This is a genomic window from Peptoniphilus sp. HCN-40583, from assembly GCF_037892835.1.
In the GTDB taxonomy this organism is placed as follows: Bacteria; Bacillota; Clostridia; order Tissierellales; family Peptoniphilaceae; genus Aedoeadaptatus; species Aedoeadaptatus rachelemmaiella.
Genome location: NZ_JBBKBU010000029.1, coordinates 1 through 16,061, shown reverse-complemented (window position 1 = coordinate 16,061; position 16,061 = coordinate 1). Strand labels below are relative to the sequence as shown.

The 16,061-nt window shown below is 50.6% G+C and carries 17 protein-coding genes; all 17 read left to right on the top strand.

Going from position 1 to position 16,061, the window contains the following annotated elements:
• Window position 1: 1 nt before the first annotated feature.
• Entirely contained in the window at window positions 2-1,657 is a 1,656-nt protein-coding gene (gene recN / locus WKT05_RS08820; protein WP_340413778.1) for a DNA repair protein RecN, read from the top strand.
• 8 nt (window positions 1,658-1,665) lie between these two features.
• Window positions 1,666-2,217, top strand: a complete 552-nt coding sequence (locus WKT05_RS08815) for an NUDIX hydrolase (protein ID WP_340413777.1) — start codon at window positions 1,666-1,668, stop codon at window positions 2,215-2,217.
• Window positions 2,201-2,998: a purine-nucleoside phosphorylase gene (locus WKT05_RS08810; RefSeq protein ID WP_215507556.1), complete on the top strand. Its 798-nt coding sequence runs from the start codon at window positions 2,201-2,203 to the stop codon at window positions 2,996-2,998. The genes WKT05_RS08815 and WKT05_RS08810 overlap by 17 nt, the downstream gene beginning before the upstream one ends.
• Window position 2,999: 1 nt before the next feature.
• Window positions 3,000-4,310 carry a thymidine phosphorylase gene (locus tag WKT05_RS08805; protein ID WP_340413776.1) on the top strand — a complete coding sequence of 437 codons (1,311 nt, stop codon included), beginning with the start codon at window positions 3,000-3,002 and terminating at the stop codon, window positions 4,308-4,310.
• On the top strand, window positions 4,300-4,908 hold the full coding sequence (locus WKT05_RS08800) for a site-2 protease family protein (protein WP_340413775.1): 609 nt from the start codon (window positions 4,300-4,302) through the stop codon (window positions 4,906-4,908). Before WKT05_RS08805 ends, WKT05_RS08800 begins: the two co-directional genes overlap by 11 nt.
• Window positions 4,905-5,648 carry a segregation and condensation protein A gene (locus WKT05_RS08795; RefSeq protein ID WP_340413774.1) on the top strand — a complete coding sequence of 248 codons (744 nt, stop codon included), beginning with the start codon at window positions 4,905-4,907 and terminating at the stop codon, window positions 5,646-5,648. Before WKT05_RS08800 ends, WKT05_RS08795 begins: the two co-directional genes overlap by 4 nt.
• On the top strand, window positions 5,626-6,147 hold the full coding sequence (gene scpB / locus WKT05_RS08790; protein WP_340413773.1) for an SMC-Scp complex subunit ScpB: 522 nt from the start codon (window positions 5,626-5,628) through the stop codon (window positions 6,145-6,147). Before WKT05_RS08795 ends, scpB begins: the two co-directional genes overlap by 23 nt.
• Window positions 6,144-6,854 (top strand): pseudouridine synthase, encoded by a 711-nt coding sequence (locus tag WKT05_RS08785; RefSeq protein ID WP_340413772.1) that lies wholly within the window; start codon window positions 6,144-6,146, stop codon window positions 6,852-6,854. The genes scpB and WKT05_RS08785 overlap by 4 nt, the downstream gene beginning before the upstream one ends.
• The gene (locus WKT05_RS08780) at window positions 6,845-7,402 is read left to right on the top strand and encodes a class I SAM-dependent methyltransferase (protein ID WP_340413771.1); all 558 of its coding nucleotides are present in this window, start codon (window positions 6,845-6,847) and stop codon (window positions 7,400-7,402) included. Before WKT05_RS08785 ends, WKT05_RS08780 begins: the two co-directional genes overlap by 10 nt.
• Window positions 7,403-8,635: a BaiN/RdsA family NAD(P)/FAD-dependent oxidoreductase gene (locus WKT05_RS08775; protein ID WP_340413770.1), complete on the top strand. Its 1,233-nt coding sequence runs from the start codon at window positions 7,403-7,405 to the stop codon at window positions 8,633-8,635.
• Window positions 8,616-9,269 carry a (d)CMP kinase gene (cmk, locus tag WKT05_RS08770; RefSeq protein ID WP_340413769.1) on the top strand — a complete coding sequence of 218 codons (654 nt, stop codon included), beginning with the start codon at window positions 8,616-8,618 and terminating at the stop codon, window positions 9,267-9,269. The genes WKT05_RS08775 and cmk overlap by 20 nt, the downstream gene beginning before the upstream one ends.
• On the top strand, window positions 9,259-9,846 hold the full coding sequence (locus WKT05_RS08765; RefSeq protein WP_340413768.1) for a lysophospholipid acyltransferase family protein: 588 nt from the start codon (window positions 9,259-9,261) through the stop codon (window positions 9,844-9,846). Before cmk ends, WKT05_RS08765 begins: the two co-directional genes overlap by 11 nt.
• Window positions 9,827-11,905: a bifunctional 4-hydroxy-3-methylbut-2-enyl diphosphate reductase/30S ribosomal protein S1 gene (locus tag WKT05_RS08760; RefSeq protein WP_340413767.1), complete on the top strand. Its 2,079-nt coding sequence runs from the start codon at window positions 9,827-9,829 to the stop codon at window positions 11,903-11,905. Before WKT05_RS08765 ends, WKT05_RS08760 begins: the two co-directional genes overlap by 20 nt.
• Before the next feature lie 48 nt (window positions 11,906-11,953).
• The gene (locus WKT05_RS08755) at window positions 11,954-12,526 is read left to right on the top strand and encodes a DUF5317 domain-containing protein (RefSeq protein WP_340413766.1); all 573 of its coding nucleotides are present in this window, start codon (window positions 11,954-11,956) and stop codon (window positions 12,524-12,526) included.
• Window positions 12,510-13,301 (top strand): diadenylate cyclase CdaA, encoded by a 792-nt coding sequence (cdaA, locus tag WKT05_RS08750; protein ID WP_215507532.1) that lies wholly within the window; start codon window positions 12,510-12,512, stop codon window positions 13,299-13,301. The genes WKT05_RS08755 and cdaA overlap by 17 nt, the downstream gene beginning before the upstream one ends.
• Entirely contained in the window at window positions 13,301-14,494 is a 1,194-nt protein-coding gene (locus WKT05_RS08745) for a CdaR family protein (RefSeq protein ID WP_340413765.1), read from the top strand. The genes cdaA and WKT05_RS08745 overlap by 1 nt, the downstream gene beginning before the upstream one ends.
• A 63-nt stretch (window positions 14,495-14,557) precedes the next feature.
• Window positions 14,558-16,015 (top strand): IMP dehydrogenase, encoded by a 1,458-nt coding sequence (gene guaB / locus WKT05_RS08740; protein ID WP_340413764.1) that lies wholly within the window; start codon window positions 14,558-14,560, stop codon window positions 16,013-16,015.
• Window positions 16,016-16,061: the final 46 nt, after the last annotated feature.

The following is a 16,061-nucleotide window of genomic DNA, read 5'->3' as shown; positions in this document are numbered from 1 at the left end:
TATGTTTTTACGCCTACAAATCGATGATTTCGCCATTATCGATCACTCGTCCATGGAATTTCACGACGGCTTTTCCGTATTGACCGGGGAAACCGGTGCGGGTAAATCCATTATTATGGATGCCATCGGATTGATTCTCGGCGGGCGGGCTCAAAAAAATATGATTCGAAAAGGCGCGGAGCGGGCGTCGATTCAGGGCGTTTTTATGACGAAGAACAAAAAAGCCCTTGATTTTCTCGCGGAGCACAACATTCCCTTTGAAGATGTGATTATTGTGGAGCGAAGCATCGAACGGGAACGGCCGTCCTTGTCGGAGATCAACGGAAAAATCGTGACCAACGGGGTTTTAAAGGATTTCGGCTCCATTCTCGCTCTGTCTGAAGTGCAAGGTGAAAACAGCTTTCTCATGAAGCCGGATTTTCAGCTGGAGCTATTGGATCGCTTCTGCGGCGAAGAACAAAAAAAGGATCTCGCCGAGCTAAAGACCATTTACGGCGAATACCGCCAACTGACAAATCGCCTGAAAAGCGAGGTGAAAGATCCCGAGGCCTTGGCCAGAGAAGGGGATCTCTTGCGGTATCAAATCGATGAGATCGAAACCCTGGCCCTTGAAGAAGGAGAAGACGAGGCCTTGGCCGAAGAATTTCGCGCGAGAAACAGCCACACGGAAACCTTGGAACTTCTTCAGGAAATGAATCAGCTGGCTTATGAAGAAGGAGGCATTCGCTCGCTTTTGGATCGCTACGGCGCAGCACTGGAGAAGGTGGCGAATAACGACAATCACTTCGCCGATCTCTTCGAATCCTTTGAAGACATTCGCTACAGCTTTCAGGATCTGGCCCAAAGCATTCGGGACAAGGGCGAAAATTTCGACGACGATCCCGAGCGTTTGCAGGAAGTTACGGATCGGCTGGACGCCATTCATTCCATGAAGAGGAAATACGGCGACAGCTACGAAAAGATTCAGGCTTTTTTAGAACAAAGTAAGGAGCGGCTGGCCTTTATCGACGATTACGAACACGTCGTGGAGTCCATGAAGCAGGCCTGTGAGGAGAAGAGGGAAGCGGCCACATCCCTCGCCCTTCGCATGAGAAAGCGGCGGATGGATGCGTCGCAAGTACTTGAAGGGCGCATGGCCCGTGAAATGGAAGAGTTGGACATTCAGGGCGCGGCCTTTCAGGTGGAATTTTCCGAAAGCGCTTTGGCGGCAGAAGGCATGGACAGCGTCCGCTTTCTCGTCGCCACAAACAGAGGCGAAGATCTGCTTCCCATGGCGGACATCGCATCGGGCGGCGAGATCAGCCGCATCTTTCTTGCGTTTATCAGCATATTCTCCGATTTGGATGAGCGGGAAATTCTTATTCTCGACGAAGTGGACACAGGCATGAGTGGCAAGACGGCAAAAGTGGTGGCAGAGAAAATGAAACGCCTCTCCCGAGACCGGCAGCTCATCGTCGTGAGCCATCTGCCTCAGGTGGTGGCGCGGGCCGATCGCCAATACCGCATTCAAAAGCGGTTGGAGGCAGGTCGCACCGTCTCCTTCGTTCAAAAATTAAGCGACGAGGAACGAATCGCCATGTTGGCCACCATGATTAGCGGCGAAGACACGGAAAAAACGAGAGAAACGGCACGCGAAATGTTACGAAACCGAATTTAGGAGGTTTTATGATTTCTGAAGAGCGTATTATACGCAGCGAAAAAATTTATGAAGGAAAGATCGTCTCCTTAAGTTGTCATACCGTGGAGCTGGACGGCCAACGTTACGGCAAGCGGGAAGTGGTAGAACACGCCGGCGGCTGCTGCATGGTGGCTCTCTGTGAAGACGGCAAAATTCCCTTTGTGAAGCAATACCGTATCGCCACGAAAAAAAGTCTCCTGGAACTTCCCGCCGGACTCATCGAACACAACGAAAACCCCATGAAGGCGGCCATTCGTGAACTGGCCGAGGAAACGGGGCTTGTGGCAGAATCTGCCGAGTTTCTCTTGGAAGCTTACACATCCCCGGGCTTTACCAACGAAAAAATCCATATTTTCTATTGTGAAAATCCCACGCCCGGTGAAATGCACTTAGACGACACGGAAGACTTGGAAGTGGTCTATATGGACCTGGACGAAGCCTTGCGCATGATTAAATTAGGCGAAATTATTGACGCGAAAACCATGATCGGCCTCTATGCCGTAAAAGAAATGAGAGATGCTAATGAACAAAACCATTGAATACTTAAGAAAACAAACCGACTTGCGGCCGGAGATCGGCATTATTTTAGGAAGCGGCTTAGGTGACTTCGCCGAATCCATCGAAGATGCCGTGGCCATTCCCTACAAAGACATTCCCGGATTTAAACAATCCACGGTTGAGGGCCACAGCGGCGAGCTGATTTTCGGCACCTTGGCTGGAAAAAACATCGTCGCCATGAAAGGCCGCATCCATTTCTACGAAGGCGTGGATATGGCCGATGTGGTCTTCCCGGCGAAGATCCTCTGCGAAATGGGCATTCAAACCTTGATCGTAACCAACGCCGCCGGCGGGGTAAATGAATCCTTCGAACCCGGCGACTTAATGATTATCACCGATCACATTAATTTCAACGGGAAGAATCCCTTAATCGGCCCCAACGACGGCAAGGGCGAGCGCTTCCCGGATATGTCTTATGCCTACGAACCGAAGCTTGCGGCCCTGGTGAAATCCGTAGCCGAAGAATTAAAGATCAAGCATCAAAGCGGCGTGTATATGTACATGACCGGCCCCAGTTACGAAACGCCGGCGGAAGTGCGCATGGCTCGCATTTTAGGCGCTGATGCCGTGGGCATGAGCACAGTGCCTGAAGTGATTATTGCCAATCACCGAGGCGTGAAGGTCATCGGCATTTCCTGCATTACCAATATGGCGGCGGGCATTTTGGATCAACCTTTGGAACACGAGGAAGTGATCGAGATTTCCGCCCGCGTCGCCGACGATTTTAAAGCATTGGTCACGAAAACCATCGAGGCGATTTAACATGAGCGTATTAGAAGTCATCGAAAAGAAAAAACACGGCGAAATTCTGTCGAAAGAAGAAATCGAAACCACCATTACCGGCTACCTTTCCGGTGCCGTTAAAGATTACCAAATGAGCGCCCTCTTAATGGCCATTTACTTTTCCGGCATGGAAGGTGATGAAATCGCCCATTTAACCCGCACCATCATCGACTCCGGCGAAACCGTGGACCTTTCCTCCATTAAGGGCACGGTGGTGGACAAGCACTCCACCGGCGGCGTAGGCGATACGACCACCCTTATTATCGGGCCCATTCTCTCTGCCTACGGTTTGCCCTTCGGCAAAATGAGCGGCCGCGGCCTGGGCCACACCGGCGGTACTTTGGATAAGCTGGAATCGATTCCCGGCCTGCGGGTGGATTTAAGTATGGTTGAAATCGTCTCCTCTACCAATGCCATCGGTATGGCCATTGCAGGACAGACGGCCAATATTACGCCGGCGGACAAAAAGCTTTACGCCTTGAGAGATGCCACGGCCACGGTGGATTCCATTCCCCTCATCGCATCGAGCATCATGAGCAAGAAGCTCGCCATTCATGGCGATTGCTTGCTCCTTGATGTAAAGGTAGGCGACGGCGCCTTTATGAAGAATAAAGAATCGGCTCGGGAATTGGCGGAAACCATGGTCCACATCGGCGAGACCTTCGGCAGAAAGACCCTGGCCATTTTAACGGCCATGGAAGAGCCCTTGGGACGCGCCGTAGGTAATGCACTGGAAGTGGAAGAGGCCATCACCACATTAAAGGGCGAAGGTCCCGAAGATTTAACAGCCCTTTGCATCACCTTATCCACGAAGCTGATTCACTTGGCCGAAGGCGGCGACGAAAAGGCCATTGAACAAAAGGTGAAAGACTTAATCCAAAGCGGCAAGGCCCTGAATAAGCTCAGAGTATTTATAAAAAATCAAGGTGGCGACGAGAATGTCATCGACGATTTTAATCTTTTCCCGCAAGCTGAAAAGACCTACGACGTGATCAGTGAAACCGAAGGCTATCTTAGCCATCTGCCCGCCCACGAAATCGGCATTATCTCCAGAGACCTGGGTGCCGGGCGGGTGAGAATGGACGACGAACTGGACATGGCCGCCGGCGTGTATCTTCACAAAAAGCGGGGCGACTACGTGAAAAAAGGCGACGTGCTCGCCACTTTCTACGGCGGAAAAAATCGACCCATGGAAGAGTTGGCCCGCCGCTTCTTGGCCATTACGTCTATTTCTAAAAAACCGGTTCCTGCGCAGGCATTAATTATCGATGAGGTCTATCATGGACATTAGTACCTATATATGGTCGATTCCCGCTTTAATTATCACCATCGTCGGCCACGAAATCGGCCACGGCTACGTCTCCTACCTTCTCGGCGACGACACGGCGAAGCGAGACGGCCGATTAAGTTTAAATCCCCTGGATCACATCGATCCCGTCGGACTTCTATTTATGATCGTCTTTCGCTTCGGCTGGGCGAAAGCCGTGCCCATTAATCCGGCCTATTACAAAAACCGCAAAACCGGCACGATCCTCGTGTCTTTGGCGGGGGTGACGGTGAACTTTATCTTCGCCCTTCTCGGCGCCTTTTTCTTCGTGTGGACGTCGAAACATCAATTTGTCATCAGCAATTTCTTTCTGCACTTTCTTTGGTACAATGCCATGCTCGGCGTCTTTAATCTCGTGCCTCTGCCGCCTTTAGACGGCTCGAAAGTGTTGGCGTCCCTCTTGCCGCCGAAGACGGAATTCGCATTCTACCAATACGAAAAATACTTCTATTGGATTTTATTTCTCGGCGTGGTCACCGGCGCGATCCCCCGTATTATCGGGCCGGTGGTTGAAGGCTTCATCCAAGTCTGCGTGGGCCTCGCCATGATCCTTGTCTCATGAGCTACGAATTCTCTTACGGCTCCTTTTTCGGGCCCATGGATGTGCTGTTGGATTTGATTAAAAAGCGGGAGATGGATATTTACGACATTCAAATCCACGTCCTCGTAGAAGATTTTCTCGCCTATTTAGACGGGATGACGGGCCCTGTATTGGATGCCATGGTTGATTTTCTCGCCATGGCCAGCTACCTTCTCGCCATCAAAAGCCGCATGCTTTTACCCAAGCCTGTGACGGAGGAGGAAGAGGAAGAAGAGGACCCTCGGGACAGTCTCGTGGAGCGGATTTTAGAATACAAGCGCATGAAGGCGGCGAGTTTATTGTTGGATGAAATGGCCGCCTATGAAGACGGCGCTGTTTATAAAAAGCAGGAAGACTTCTCGGATTTTTCTGATGAGGAGCTCTTGGCCGAAGGCGACGCATCCCGTTTGGCGAAAGCCTTTCGCGACGTCATGGTGCGCTTTGAAATTCACGAAGCGGCGCGGCAATCCTTGGAGAAAATTCCCGCCGCGGAATTTAGCTTCAAGCAGGCTGCGGAGAAAATCGACGCCGCCTTCAGAAAGTGGGAGAAGCCGCGATTTTTTCAAATGATGGAAGATGCACAGAGCCGAATCGAAATCGTGACGGTATTTCTCACCCTCTTGGAGCTGATGAAGCTTGAAAAGATCAGCTGCCGTCAAGAAGGAAAAGACATTGTACTGATAAAAAAAGGAATGATCCATGGAACTGAAAGCCAAAGTTGAAGCCCTTTTATTTGCCTGGGGCGAACCCATTACGGAAAAAGAAATGGCAAAGGCCTTAGAGGTGACAGCCATTGAGCTTCAGGCTGCCATCGGTGAATTAAAGGCGGATTTATCCGGCGAGGAGCGAGGCCTGCGCCTGGTTTGTGTCAACGACAGCTATCAGCTCTCCACAAAGCCGGAGCTTTTTGAGGCCATTAGCGATTTCGCGAAAAAAACGCGGACGAAAAGCTTATCCAATGCCGCCCTGGAGACCCTTTCCATCGTCGCCTACAAGCAGCCCGTATTAAAATCCGAAATCGAAGAAATCCGGGGCGTGCGCTGCGATCAGGTGTTGAAAAGCCTTGAGCGCATCGATTTAATCGCCGTCCTCGGCCGCATGGAAATTCCCGGTCGCCCGAAAGTGTACGGCACCACGGAGACCTTTTTACGAAAATTCGGCCTGTCCGGCTTGGAAGACTTGCCGAAAGAAGAAGCAATGGTAGAGACGGAGGAATCATGAGACTTCAGAAATACATGGCCCATGCCGGTGTTGCCAGCCGCAGAAAATGCGAAGAAATAATCGATGCCGGCCGCGTTAAAATAAACGGGGTGACCGTAACGGAACAGGGCATGAAGGTAGAGGAAGATGATCGGGTCACCGTCGACGGAAAGCTTCTGCGCCTGCCGAAGACCAATCACTACATTTTATTAAATAAACCACGCGGCGTCGTCTCTACTGCAGACGACAACAAGGGGCGCAAGACCGTCCTGGATCTGGTTCCCTTAAGAAAGGGCCAGCGCCTGTATCCCGTGGGTCGGTTGGACATGGATTCCTCGGGGCTCTTGCTTTTAACGGACGACGGCGAATTGACTCAGCGCTTACTCCATCCGAAATACGAGCTGGAAAAAACCTATCGTGTGACGGTAAAAGGTGTGGTGGACGAGGCGACGGCAAAGAAATTATCCGCCGGCATCGAACTCAGTGACGGCATGACGGCGACGGCAAATTTTAAAATTTTAGAACACAGAAACGCAAAGACCCGTATGGAAGTTGTGATTCACGAAGGACGCAATCGCCAAATTCGCCGCATGTTTGAAGCCGTGGGTGCGGAAGTGGTGGAGCTTGAGCGGATTCAAATGGGCCCATTAAAGCTGGGCATGTTAGGCAAAGGGGAATACCGCCCCCTTCGGGAAAAAGAAATTCGGGTGTTGAAGTCATGGAAGTAATCCCGACATCGGCCGTTGCCTGGTCCCACACCGTGCTGGAAAATTTCTTAACGAAGGACCATGTGGCCGTGGATCTCACGGCGGGCAACGGAAAAGATACCTTGTTTCTTGCTGAGCGGGCAAGTCGCGTTTTGGCCATGGACATACAACAGGCCGCCATCGAGAAGACAGAGGCCTTTCTAAAGGAAAAGCATGTAAAGAATGTGTCGCTGATTCGCGACAGCCACGAAAATGTATCCCGCTACGTGGATCTTCAAGCGGCGGATGTTTTTGTCATGAACCTGGGCTATTTGCCCGGAGGCGACAAAAAAATCACCACCACATGGCCTGCCACGATGCACACATTAAATGAAATCTTCTCAGCCATGAAATCCGGCGCCCTCTTGAGTCTCGCCATCTATCCGGGCCACGAGGAAGGCAAGGTGGAGAGCGAGGGCATCGAAGAGATGATCGGCGCATTGGATCAGAAAGTGTACAAGGTGGTGAAAATCACCTTTCCCAATCAAAATCATTGCCCGCCCTACTGGGTCGGCATTGCGAGGTGTTAGATGATATTGGTCATAGGAGGCGGACCCGCCGGCATGATGGCCGCCATCAAAGCGGCGGAGAGGGCAGAGGTCACCTTAATCGAAAAAAATGAGAAATTGGGAAAGAAGCTGTTTATTACAGGCAAGGGACGGTGCAATCTCTGTAACGACTGCGACGATCCCTTTTTCTTTGAGACATTGAATCGAAATGCAAGCTTCATGTACTCGTCCTATTACAGCTTGACCGCCGCCATGTTGAAAGACTTCTTCGAAAGCCGAAACACCCCACTAAAGGTGGAGCGAGGCGATCGAGTCTTTCCGAAAAGCGACAAGTCCTCGGACATCATTAAAACCTTGGAACGGGAGCTTGATAAGAGCAAGGTAGCCATTCGCCTAAACACGACGGCGGAATCCATTGTAAGAGAAAAGGACGGCTATGTCGTAAGGACAAATAGAGGCGATTTTCGGGGAGACAAAGTCATCGTCGCCACAGGGGGCATGACCTATCGACTCACCGGCTCTACCGGAGACGGTTATACCTTTGCCGAAGCTTTCGGCATGGGCGTGGTGAGGCCCGTGGCGGGACTCGTGGGCTTAAAGCTAAAAGAAGATTACTTAGAGGCATTGTCCGGCCTGTCCTTAAAAAACGTGGCCCTGACGGCGACGACGAAAGAGGGACGCTTTTCCGATTTTGGTGAAATGCTCTTTACCCATTTCGGCATCAGCGGGCCCATCGTTCTGAGCCTCTCTTCGAAAATTAATCGCTCCGATAAAGTGGATCTTTCCCTTGACTTCAAGCCCGCCCTTACAGAAGAGGTGCTTGATAAGCGGCTTTTGCGTGAAGTGAAGGACAATTCCAATCGGGCTATGCATAATTTGATGAAGCATCTTTTGCCCAAGTCTTTAATCGCACCGGTATTGGATCAGGCGCAAGTGCCGCAGGATTTGCCTGCCCATCAATTGTCCCAAGAAATGCGCCGCGAACTGATTCACACGCTGAAAAATTTCCGCCTCCGCTACGACGGCCTGTTTAACGAAAACACCGGGATTATTACCACCGGCGGCGTGGATGTGAAGGACGTGGATCCGTCGACCATGGAAAGCAAAAAAGCCGAAGGCCTTTACTTTTGCGGCGAAGTTTTGGACGTGGACGGGCCCACCGGGGGCTTTAATCTACAGATCGCATTTTCAACCGGCTACTTATCCGGACTGTGTTCCGGGGAGGAGGAATCAAATGAAAACCATCGCCATTGACGGCCCTTCCGGCGCGGGAAAAAGCGCCATAGCCGGTGCTTTAGCGAAGCGCCTGGGCTACGAATACATCGACACCGGCGCCCTCTATCGCACCATCGCCTACATCGCCGTAAACGAAGGCGAAGACCTTACGACAGAGGAACTTTTATCGCGGGTGGACGATCAGTTCATCGACTATAAAGACGGCTCCGTCTTATTAAACGGCGTGGCACTGGGCGATGTCATTCGCACGGAGGCCATCTCCCAGAAGACGTCGCAGCTTTCGAAAGAGCCGGCGGTGCGGGATTACCTTCTGTCTCTTCAGCGGCGCCTCGCTGAAGGCGGCGGCGTGGTAATGGAAGGCCGCGACATCGGCACCGTGGTCCTGCCCGCGGCAGATGTAAAATTCTTCCTCACGGCATCGGAAGAAGAGCGGGCGCGCAGACGCTACGAACAGCGCCGGGCCTTTGGCGAGTCCGTCGATCTGGAAAAGATCAAAGCCGACATCCACGCTCGAGATGAGCGCGATAAAAACCGAGAAGTGGCCCCGTTAAAACAGGCGGCGGATGCCATACTCGTAGACTCTACCGATATGAGTGAAGACGAAGTTTTGGATACCATGGCGAGCTATGTGGAGAACGACCATGTTCTATAATGTCATTAAAGCGATTACCGGGTGGCTGTTAAAAATCCTCTATCCCTACGAGGTTGTGAATATGCCTGCGTTGGAAGAGAAGGCCTACCTCTTAGTCGCCAATCACAAGAGCAATTGGGATCCTCTTTTCCTGTCGATCTTGTTTCCCAAGCAAGTGCGTTGGATGGCGAAGCGGGAGCTTTTTGAGATACCGATACTGAAACAAATCCTTCAGGGCGTCGGCGCCATTTCCGTGGACCGGAACCACGGCGATGCGAAAAGCACCATCATCGCCATGCGCGCGTTGAAAAACAAAGAAATTATCGGCATTTTTCCGGAAGGAACGCGGGTAAAGACCGTGGACTACGATCAAGGCAAGCCCGGCACCATTCTTTTGGCCGCCCGCACGGGCACCGAAGTTTTGCCGGTGTACATTGAAGGGGACTACAAACTCTTTCGCAAGCGGCGTTACATATTCCGAACGCCCATTCCCTTCGAAAAAGAAAAGCTCACGGAAGAGGCGTACCAAAAGCGGATGCGCGCTTTAATGGCCACGATTTACGAAGGGAGAGAATACCTTGGAAATACTGTTGAGTGAATGCTACGGCTTTTGCGGCGGCGTGAAGCGGGCCGTAGAAAGCGCTTTTCAGACAGCACAGACCTACGACGACGTCAAGATATTGGGCGAGCTGGTGCATAATGCACAAGTAAACGACGACTTGCGGGCAAAGGGCGTCGAGCTCATCGACGAAGCCAACTTGCCGAGCAACGCCACGGTGATTACGAGAAGTCACGGCACGACAAAGGCTTTAAAGGAAGAACTGAACGCAAAGGGCAATCGCGTCGTGGACACCACCTGCCCCTTTGTCTCGAGAATTTACACCATGGTGGAGGAAAACAATGCCAAGGGAATCCCCGTGGTCATCGTCGGCGACAAAGAGCACCCGGAAGTAAAGGGCATCGCCTCTTATGGCGACGATGTGTACATTGTCGGTGAGGCCGATGAAGTGGACGCATTGCCCTTAAGTGAGAAAAATCAAATTGCCCTTGTTTCCCAGACGACGAATCCCAAGAAATTGGTTGATTCTGTGGAAGAAAGGCTAAAAGGTGTTTTCACGGGAGAGATTTTAAGGTATAATACCATATGTAAAGCCACAAACGACCGTCAGGATGCCTGTCGCATGTTGGCTACTCATGTGGATTGTATGCTCGTTATAGGTGGTAAGAATAGTGCAAATACGAAGAAACTCGTAAAGATTGCGTCAGAACATTGCGAACATGTCTATCATATTCAAACCATATATCAACTCGATCTACGTCCATTTAAAAAATTCAATAAAATTGGTATTACCGCCGGAGCATCCACTCCGGACTCGGTAATCAAGGAGGCTGTTAGTAGAATGGATAATATGAACAGGGACGAAATGAACAATGAAATGATGGAGGCCATTGAAAACTCTTTCACGCGTGTACGTCGCGGTGAAATTGTCGATGGCGAGGTATTATACGTAACCGACGACGAGGTTATGGTTAATATCGGTTACCGCGCAGACGGTATCATCTCCAGAGATGAATTGTCCAACGACCCCAATGTAAAACCGAATGAAATCTTCAACCAAGGAGATCAAATTCAGGTTTACGTTATGAAAATGGACGATGGAGACGGTAATGTCGTTTTATCCTTTAAACGCGTGGAAAACATGAAGGTTTGGGATGAAATGGAAGAAAAATTTGAAAACGGCGAAACGGTTATGGCCCACGTCACCAATGTCGTCAAAGGCGGCTTGACCTGTGATGTCGACGGCTTAAACGGATTTATTCCCGCATCTCACGTTTCCGTACGTTTCCAAAGAGATTTAAGCAAATACGTCGATGAAGATTTAGAATGCGAAATCATCGATTTCGATAAGGGCAGAAGAAAATTTGTCCTCTCTCGCAAAAACATCGAATCCAAGGAAATCGAAGAAAAACGCAAAGAAGTATACGGTACCCTTCAAGAAGGCGAATTCATCGAAGGTACGGTTCAACGCTTAACCAACTTCGGCGCATTTGTCGATGTCGGCGGCGTAGACGGATTGATTCACATCTCCGAACTTTCTTGGAACCGCGTTAAACATCCCAGCGATGTCGTAAGCCCCGGCGAAAAGGTAAAAGTATTGGTTCTGAAGATCGACGAAGAAAAGAACCGCATCGCCCTCGGTTTAAAACAAACCACTCAAAAACCCTGGGATACTTTTGTTGAAACCGTACAAGTCGGCGACGACGTCAAGGGTACTGTCGTAAACATCTTGGACTTCGGCGCATTCGTTCGCCTGGAATCCGGTGTAGACGGCTTGCTCCACGTTTCTCAAATTTCCAGACAACACGTTGAAAAACCGTCTGATGTCTTAGAAATCGGTCAAGAAATCGACGTTCGCGTCACCGATATCAATTTCGAAGACAAGAAGATTTCTCTTTCCATGAAAGCCCTTCAACCGGGCGGCGAAGACGAACAAGCGCCTCGCGAAAGAAAGAAAGAGCAAAAACCTCGTCGCAGAGAACAACCGCAAGTCGAAGCAAAACCTGAAGAGGAAAGCTTCTCCATGGCAATCGGCGATTTGATCAACTTCGATCAACTTGAAACCGTCGAAGCGGAAGAATCCCAAGACGAAGAATAATAAAACAAATGCGCTTTCTGAGGAGAGCGCATTTTTTGTAGGTGAAGAATGACAACTGAAGGGATTATCTTGGGCGTATGGCTGGGCCTCATTATGGTGTGGAAAAACAAGGTTTTTTTGCAGGAGCCTCGCTTTAAAAATTTAATCGTCGCAGGTACCGGCGCCGCACTCTTTATTATTGCACTAAAGGCGGCGCCTTCAGTTCCTTTTCTTGCGGCACATTTTTCGGCCATTCATGCCCTCGCACTTTTTATCATGGCTGTAGGCTGCCTGATGGGGCGCCATTTAGGTTATATTCTATCCGGCGTAGGACTTGCCCTAAACGGCATCGTAGTTGCTTTAAACGGCGTCATGCCTGTGGAGGCAGAGGCGTTGTTAAAGATCGGCGATGTCCGTGCCCTCACTTTAATTACAGAGGGCCGGGTCTTGACCCACGGCTTGGCCAATGAGGCAACGCGCCTTCGCTTTTTATGCGACCGCTTCTGTTACGCTTCGGCCATCTCTTCGGCGAAGGTCATGAGTCTCGGCGACGGCTTGATCGCCATGGGATTATTTTTATTTGTAGCCAGTGCTACATCGTATTTATTTGGAAAGGCGGATCGCCATGCAATGGATAAGTGAAACCTTATCGATGCTGCGGATTCAAGACGTCATCGACATCGCCATCGTGGCGGTGATTATCTATTGGCTCTTCAAATTAATCAAGGGCACCCGCGCCGAGCAATTAAGCAAAGGGATCGTCGTGGTCTTGATTCTGACGAAGCTCAGCGAAATTTTACAAATTTATATGCTCAACTACCTGTTGAAAAGCATGTTGACTTGGGGGTTTTTGGGCCTGTTCATCGTCTTTCAACCGGAAATCCGGCGAGGTCTTGAATTTATCGGCCGCAACAGCTCCATTCGAAAGGGTTTTGTCCTGTCGGGAACGCGGGATGAATCCACCATTAATGAAATTATCGGCGCCGTGGCCTCTTTGTCTCGCCAGAAAATCGGCGCATTAATGGTGATCGAACGGAAAACCGGGCTAAACGAGATTATCGAAACGGGGACACCTATTTACGGCGACCTGTCCTCGGGCCTGTTAATCAATATTTTCATTCCCAACACGCCGCTCCACGACGGCGCCGTGATTATTAACGGGGATAAAATCATCTCCGCCGCCTGTTTTCTTCCCTTAACGGAGGAAAAAGGCCTGTCCAAGGAATTGGGCACGCGCCACCGTGCGGCCATTGGGATTAGTGAAAAAAGCGACGCCTTTGCCATCGTGGTCAGCGAGGAAACGGGCTCGATCTCCGTCGCCGAATATGGAAACATTAACCGTCACCTGGATCTGTCCACTTTAGAGCAGATGCTTAGGGCCATCTATTTTCCGAAGAGTGACGAGGAGGAAATGTAATGCGCGATAAATATTTAAATTTAGTTGCGAATAATCAAGACACGATTAAGAAAATTTTCTCCCTGATTTTGTCTATTCTGCTTTGGTTCTTTATAATTACGGAAATCGATCCGGTAATCACCAAGGATTTCACCAATGTGGAAGTGGAACTCAGAAATCAATCCACCATGCGTCAAGCGGGGATGGAGCTCTTAAAAAGTGACGATTACACCACCAATATCGTGGTCTCCGGCAATCGCAGCGCCGTCATCGGATTAAAAGAAGAGGATATTTCAGCCTATGTGGATCTCGGGGAAGTGCAACCGGGCTCTCAACGGCTTCCCATCCATTTTCGCCTTTCCGACGAGAATTTGAAAATTAAAAAATCCAATCCTTCCGCCATCACCATCTCTGTGGACGAAATGGTCTCTATGAAAAAACCGGTCACGGTGACGGCCAAGGGCAATCCGGCCGACGGCATGGTTCTGGACAGGATTATTGTGAATCAAGATGAGGTTACGGTAAAAGGGCCGAAAAAATCGGTGGACAAAGTGCATTCCGTGGCGGGCCACATCCTTATTACCGACGCGAAAGAAACGGTGGTCTCTTCCGTCGAATTAACGCCGCTGGATCAAAACAAGCACGTTATCGAAGGCCTTGAAGTGACACCGAACACGGTGGGGGTACAGGCCGCCATATCCAAGGCAAAGAGCGTGCCCATCGAGGTAAACTATGAACAGGATGAGGGCGGCGAGTTTAATCGGGACCGAGCCATTCTGACGCCTGCCACCGTCACCATTACAGGGGATTCCGGTGCCATCGACGGCATCGAGAGCATTACGACGCGCCCCGTGAATGCGAAGGAGCTTATGAGTACCAACGCCGTGCCCGTGCGCCTCATCGTGCCCGAAGGGATCCATTTGGTCAATCCCGATGAATCCGTTATTTTGCGTTACATGAAAAAAGAATCGGCGCGGCGCACCTTGGAAGTATCCACGGAGCACATGACGTCTCTAAAAGGCGTGAATCTAAGCGATTTCAATGTGCCGAAGAAAATCGACGTGGAAATTTACGGCGACGCTTCTTTGGTCGATGTGCTGCGAGCGTCGGACATTCAATTGATCGTAGACCGAGAAGGCAAGGTAATCGCCAAGGGGCCGAAGGATCTGGAGATTATTCGCATCAAGCCGAAGCGTCTCACATCCTCGTCTTGAATGACGGCTTATCTTTTGCTAAAATAAATGTCTATCATAGTAGAGGAAAGTGAGGAGGCTTTGATGAAATTTTTAGGAGACGGTTTAACATTTGACGACATTTTGCTCATGCCGGGATATTCGGAAGTGTTGCCCAATGAAGTAGAATTAAAGACAAAAATCACCCACGCCATTGAGCTGAACATTCCCTTAATGAGTGCCGGCATGGACACGGTAACGGAATCGCAAATGGCCATTGCCATGGCACGCGAAGGGGGCATCGGCATTATTCACAAGAGCATGCCCTTGGAAGATCAGGTCAAGGAAGTGGACCGCGTTAAACGCTCGGAACACGGCGTCATCACCGATCCCTTCTCTTTATCTAAAGATCATGAAATCAAAGATGCCATGGAATTAATGAGCCACTACCGCATTAGCGGCGTGCCCATTGTGGACGAAAATAATGTTTTAGAAGGCATTATCACCAATCGCGACATTCGCTTCGAAGACGATTTAAATAAAAAAATCGCCAGCGTCATGACCAGCGATAATTTGGTCACGGGCAAGCAAGGCATTTCCATGGACGACGCGCTGAAGGTGATGAAGCAATACAAAATCGAAAAACTGCCTCTCATCGACGACAGCCATCATCTCATGGGCTTGATTACCATTAAGGACATTGAAAAAGCCATTCAATACCCGAATTCCGCCAGAGATGCAGGCGGCCGCCTCCTCGCCGGAGCCGCCATCGGCGTCACCCACGACGTCTACGAACGGGTGGAAGCCCTTCGCGCCGCGGGCACGGACTTGTTCGTCATCGACACGGCCCACGGACAATCGAAAGGCGTATTGACCACGATTCGAGAAATTAAAAAAGCCTTCCCCGACATTCAATTGGTTGCAGGGAACGTGGCCACCTATCAAGGCACCATCGACTTAATCGAAGCCGGCGCCGACTGTGTCAAAGTCGGTATCGGTCCTGGTTCCATTTGTACCACCCGCGTGGTCACCGGTATCGGCGTGCCCCAAGTGACGGCGATCTTAAATTGTTCGGAAGCCGGAAAGAAAAAAGGCATCCCCATTATCGGCGACGGCGGGATCAAGTATTCCGGCGATGTGACCAAAGCCATTGCGGCCGGCGCCGACGTGGTTATGATGGGCTCCATGTTTGCCGGTACCGACGAAAGTCCCGGAGAAGAAATCTATGTCGAAGGCCGTCGCTTCAAAACCTACCGCGGCATGGGCTCCTTAGGCGCTATGAGCAGCGGATCCAGCGACCGCTACTTCCAATCGGAAACGAAGAAATACGTTCCCGAAGGTGTGGAAGGTCGTGTACCCTACAAGGGAAAAGTCGGCGACGTCATTTACCAACTCATCGGCGGCTTAAAATCCGGTATGGGCTACGTCGGGGCGAAAAACATTCACGAGCTCAAGAACAATACGGAGTACATGAAAATCACCCCCGCCACCTTGCAAGAAAACCACCCGCACAACATTACGATTACAAGAGAAAGCCCGAACTACATCAGTTCTCGAAAATAGACACAAAAATGGCCGCTCCCGTGGAAACACAGGGGCGGTTTTTTGT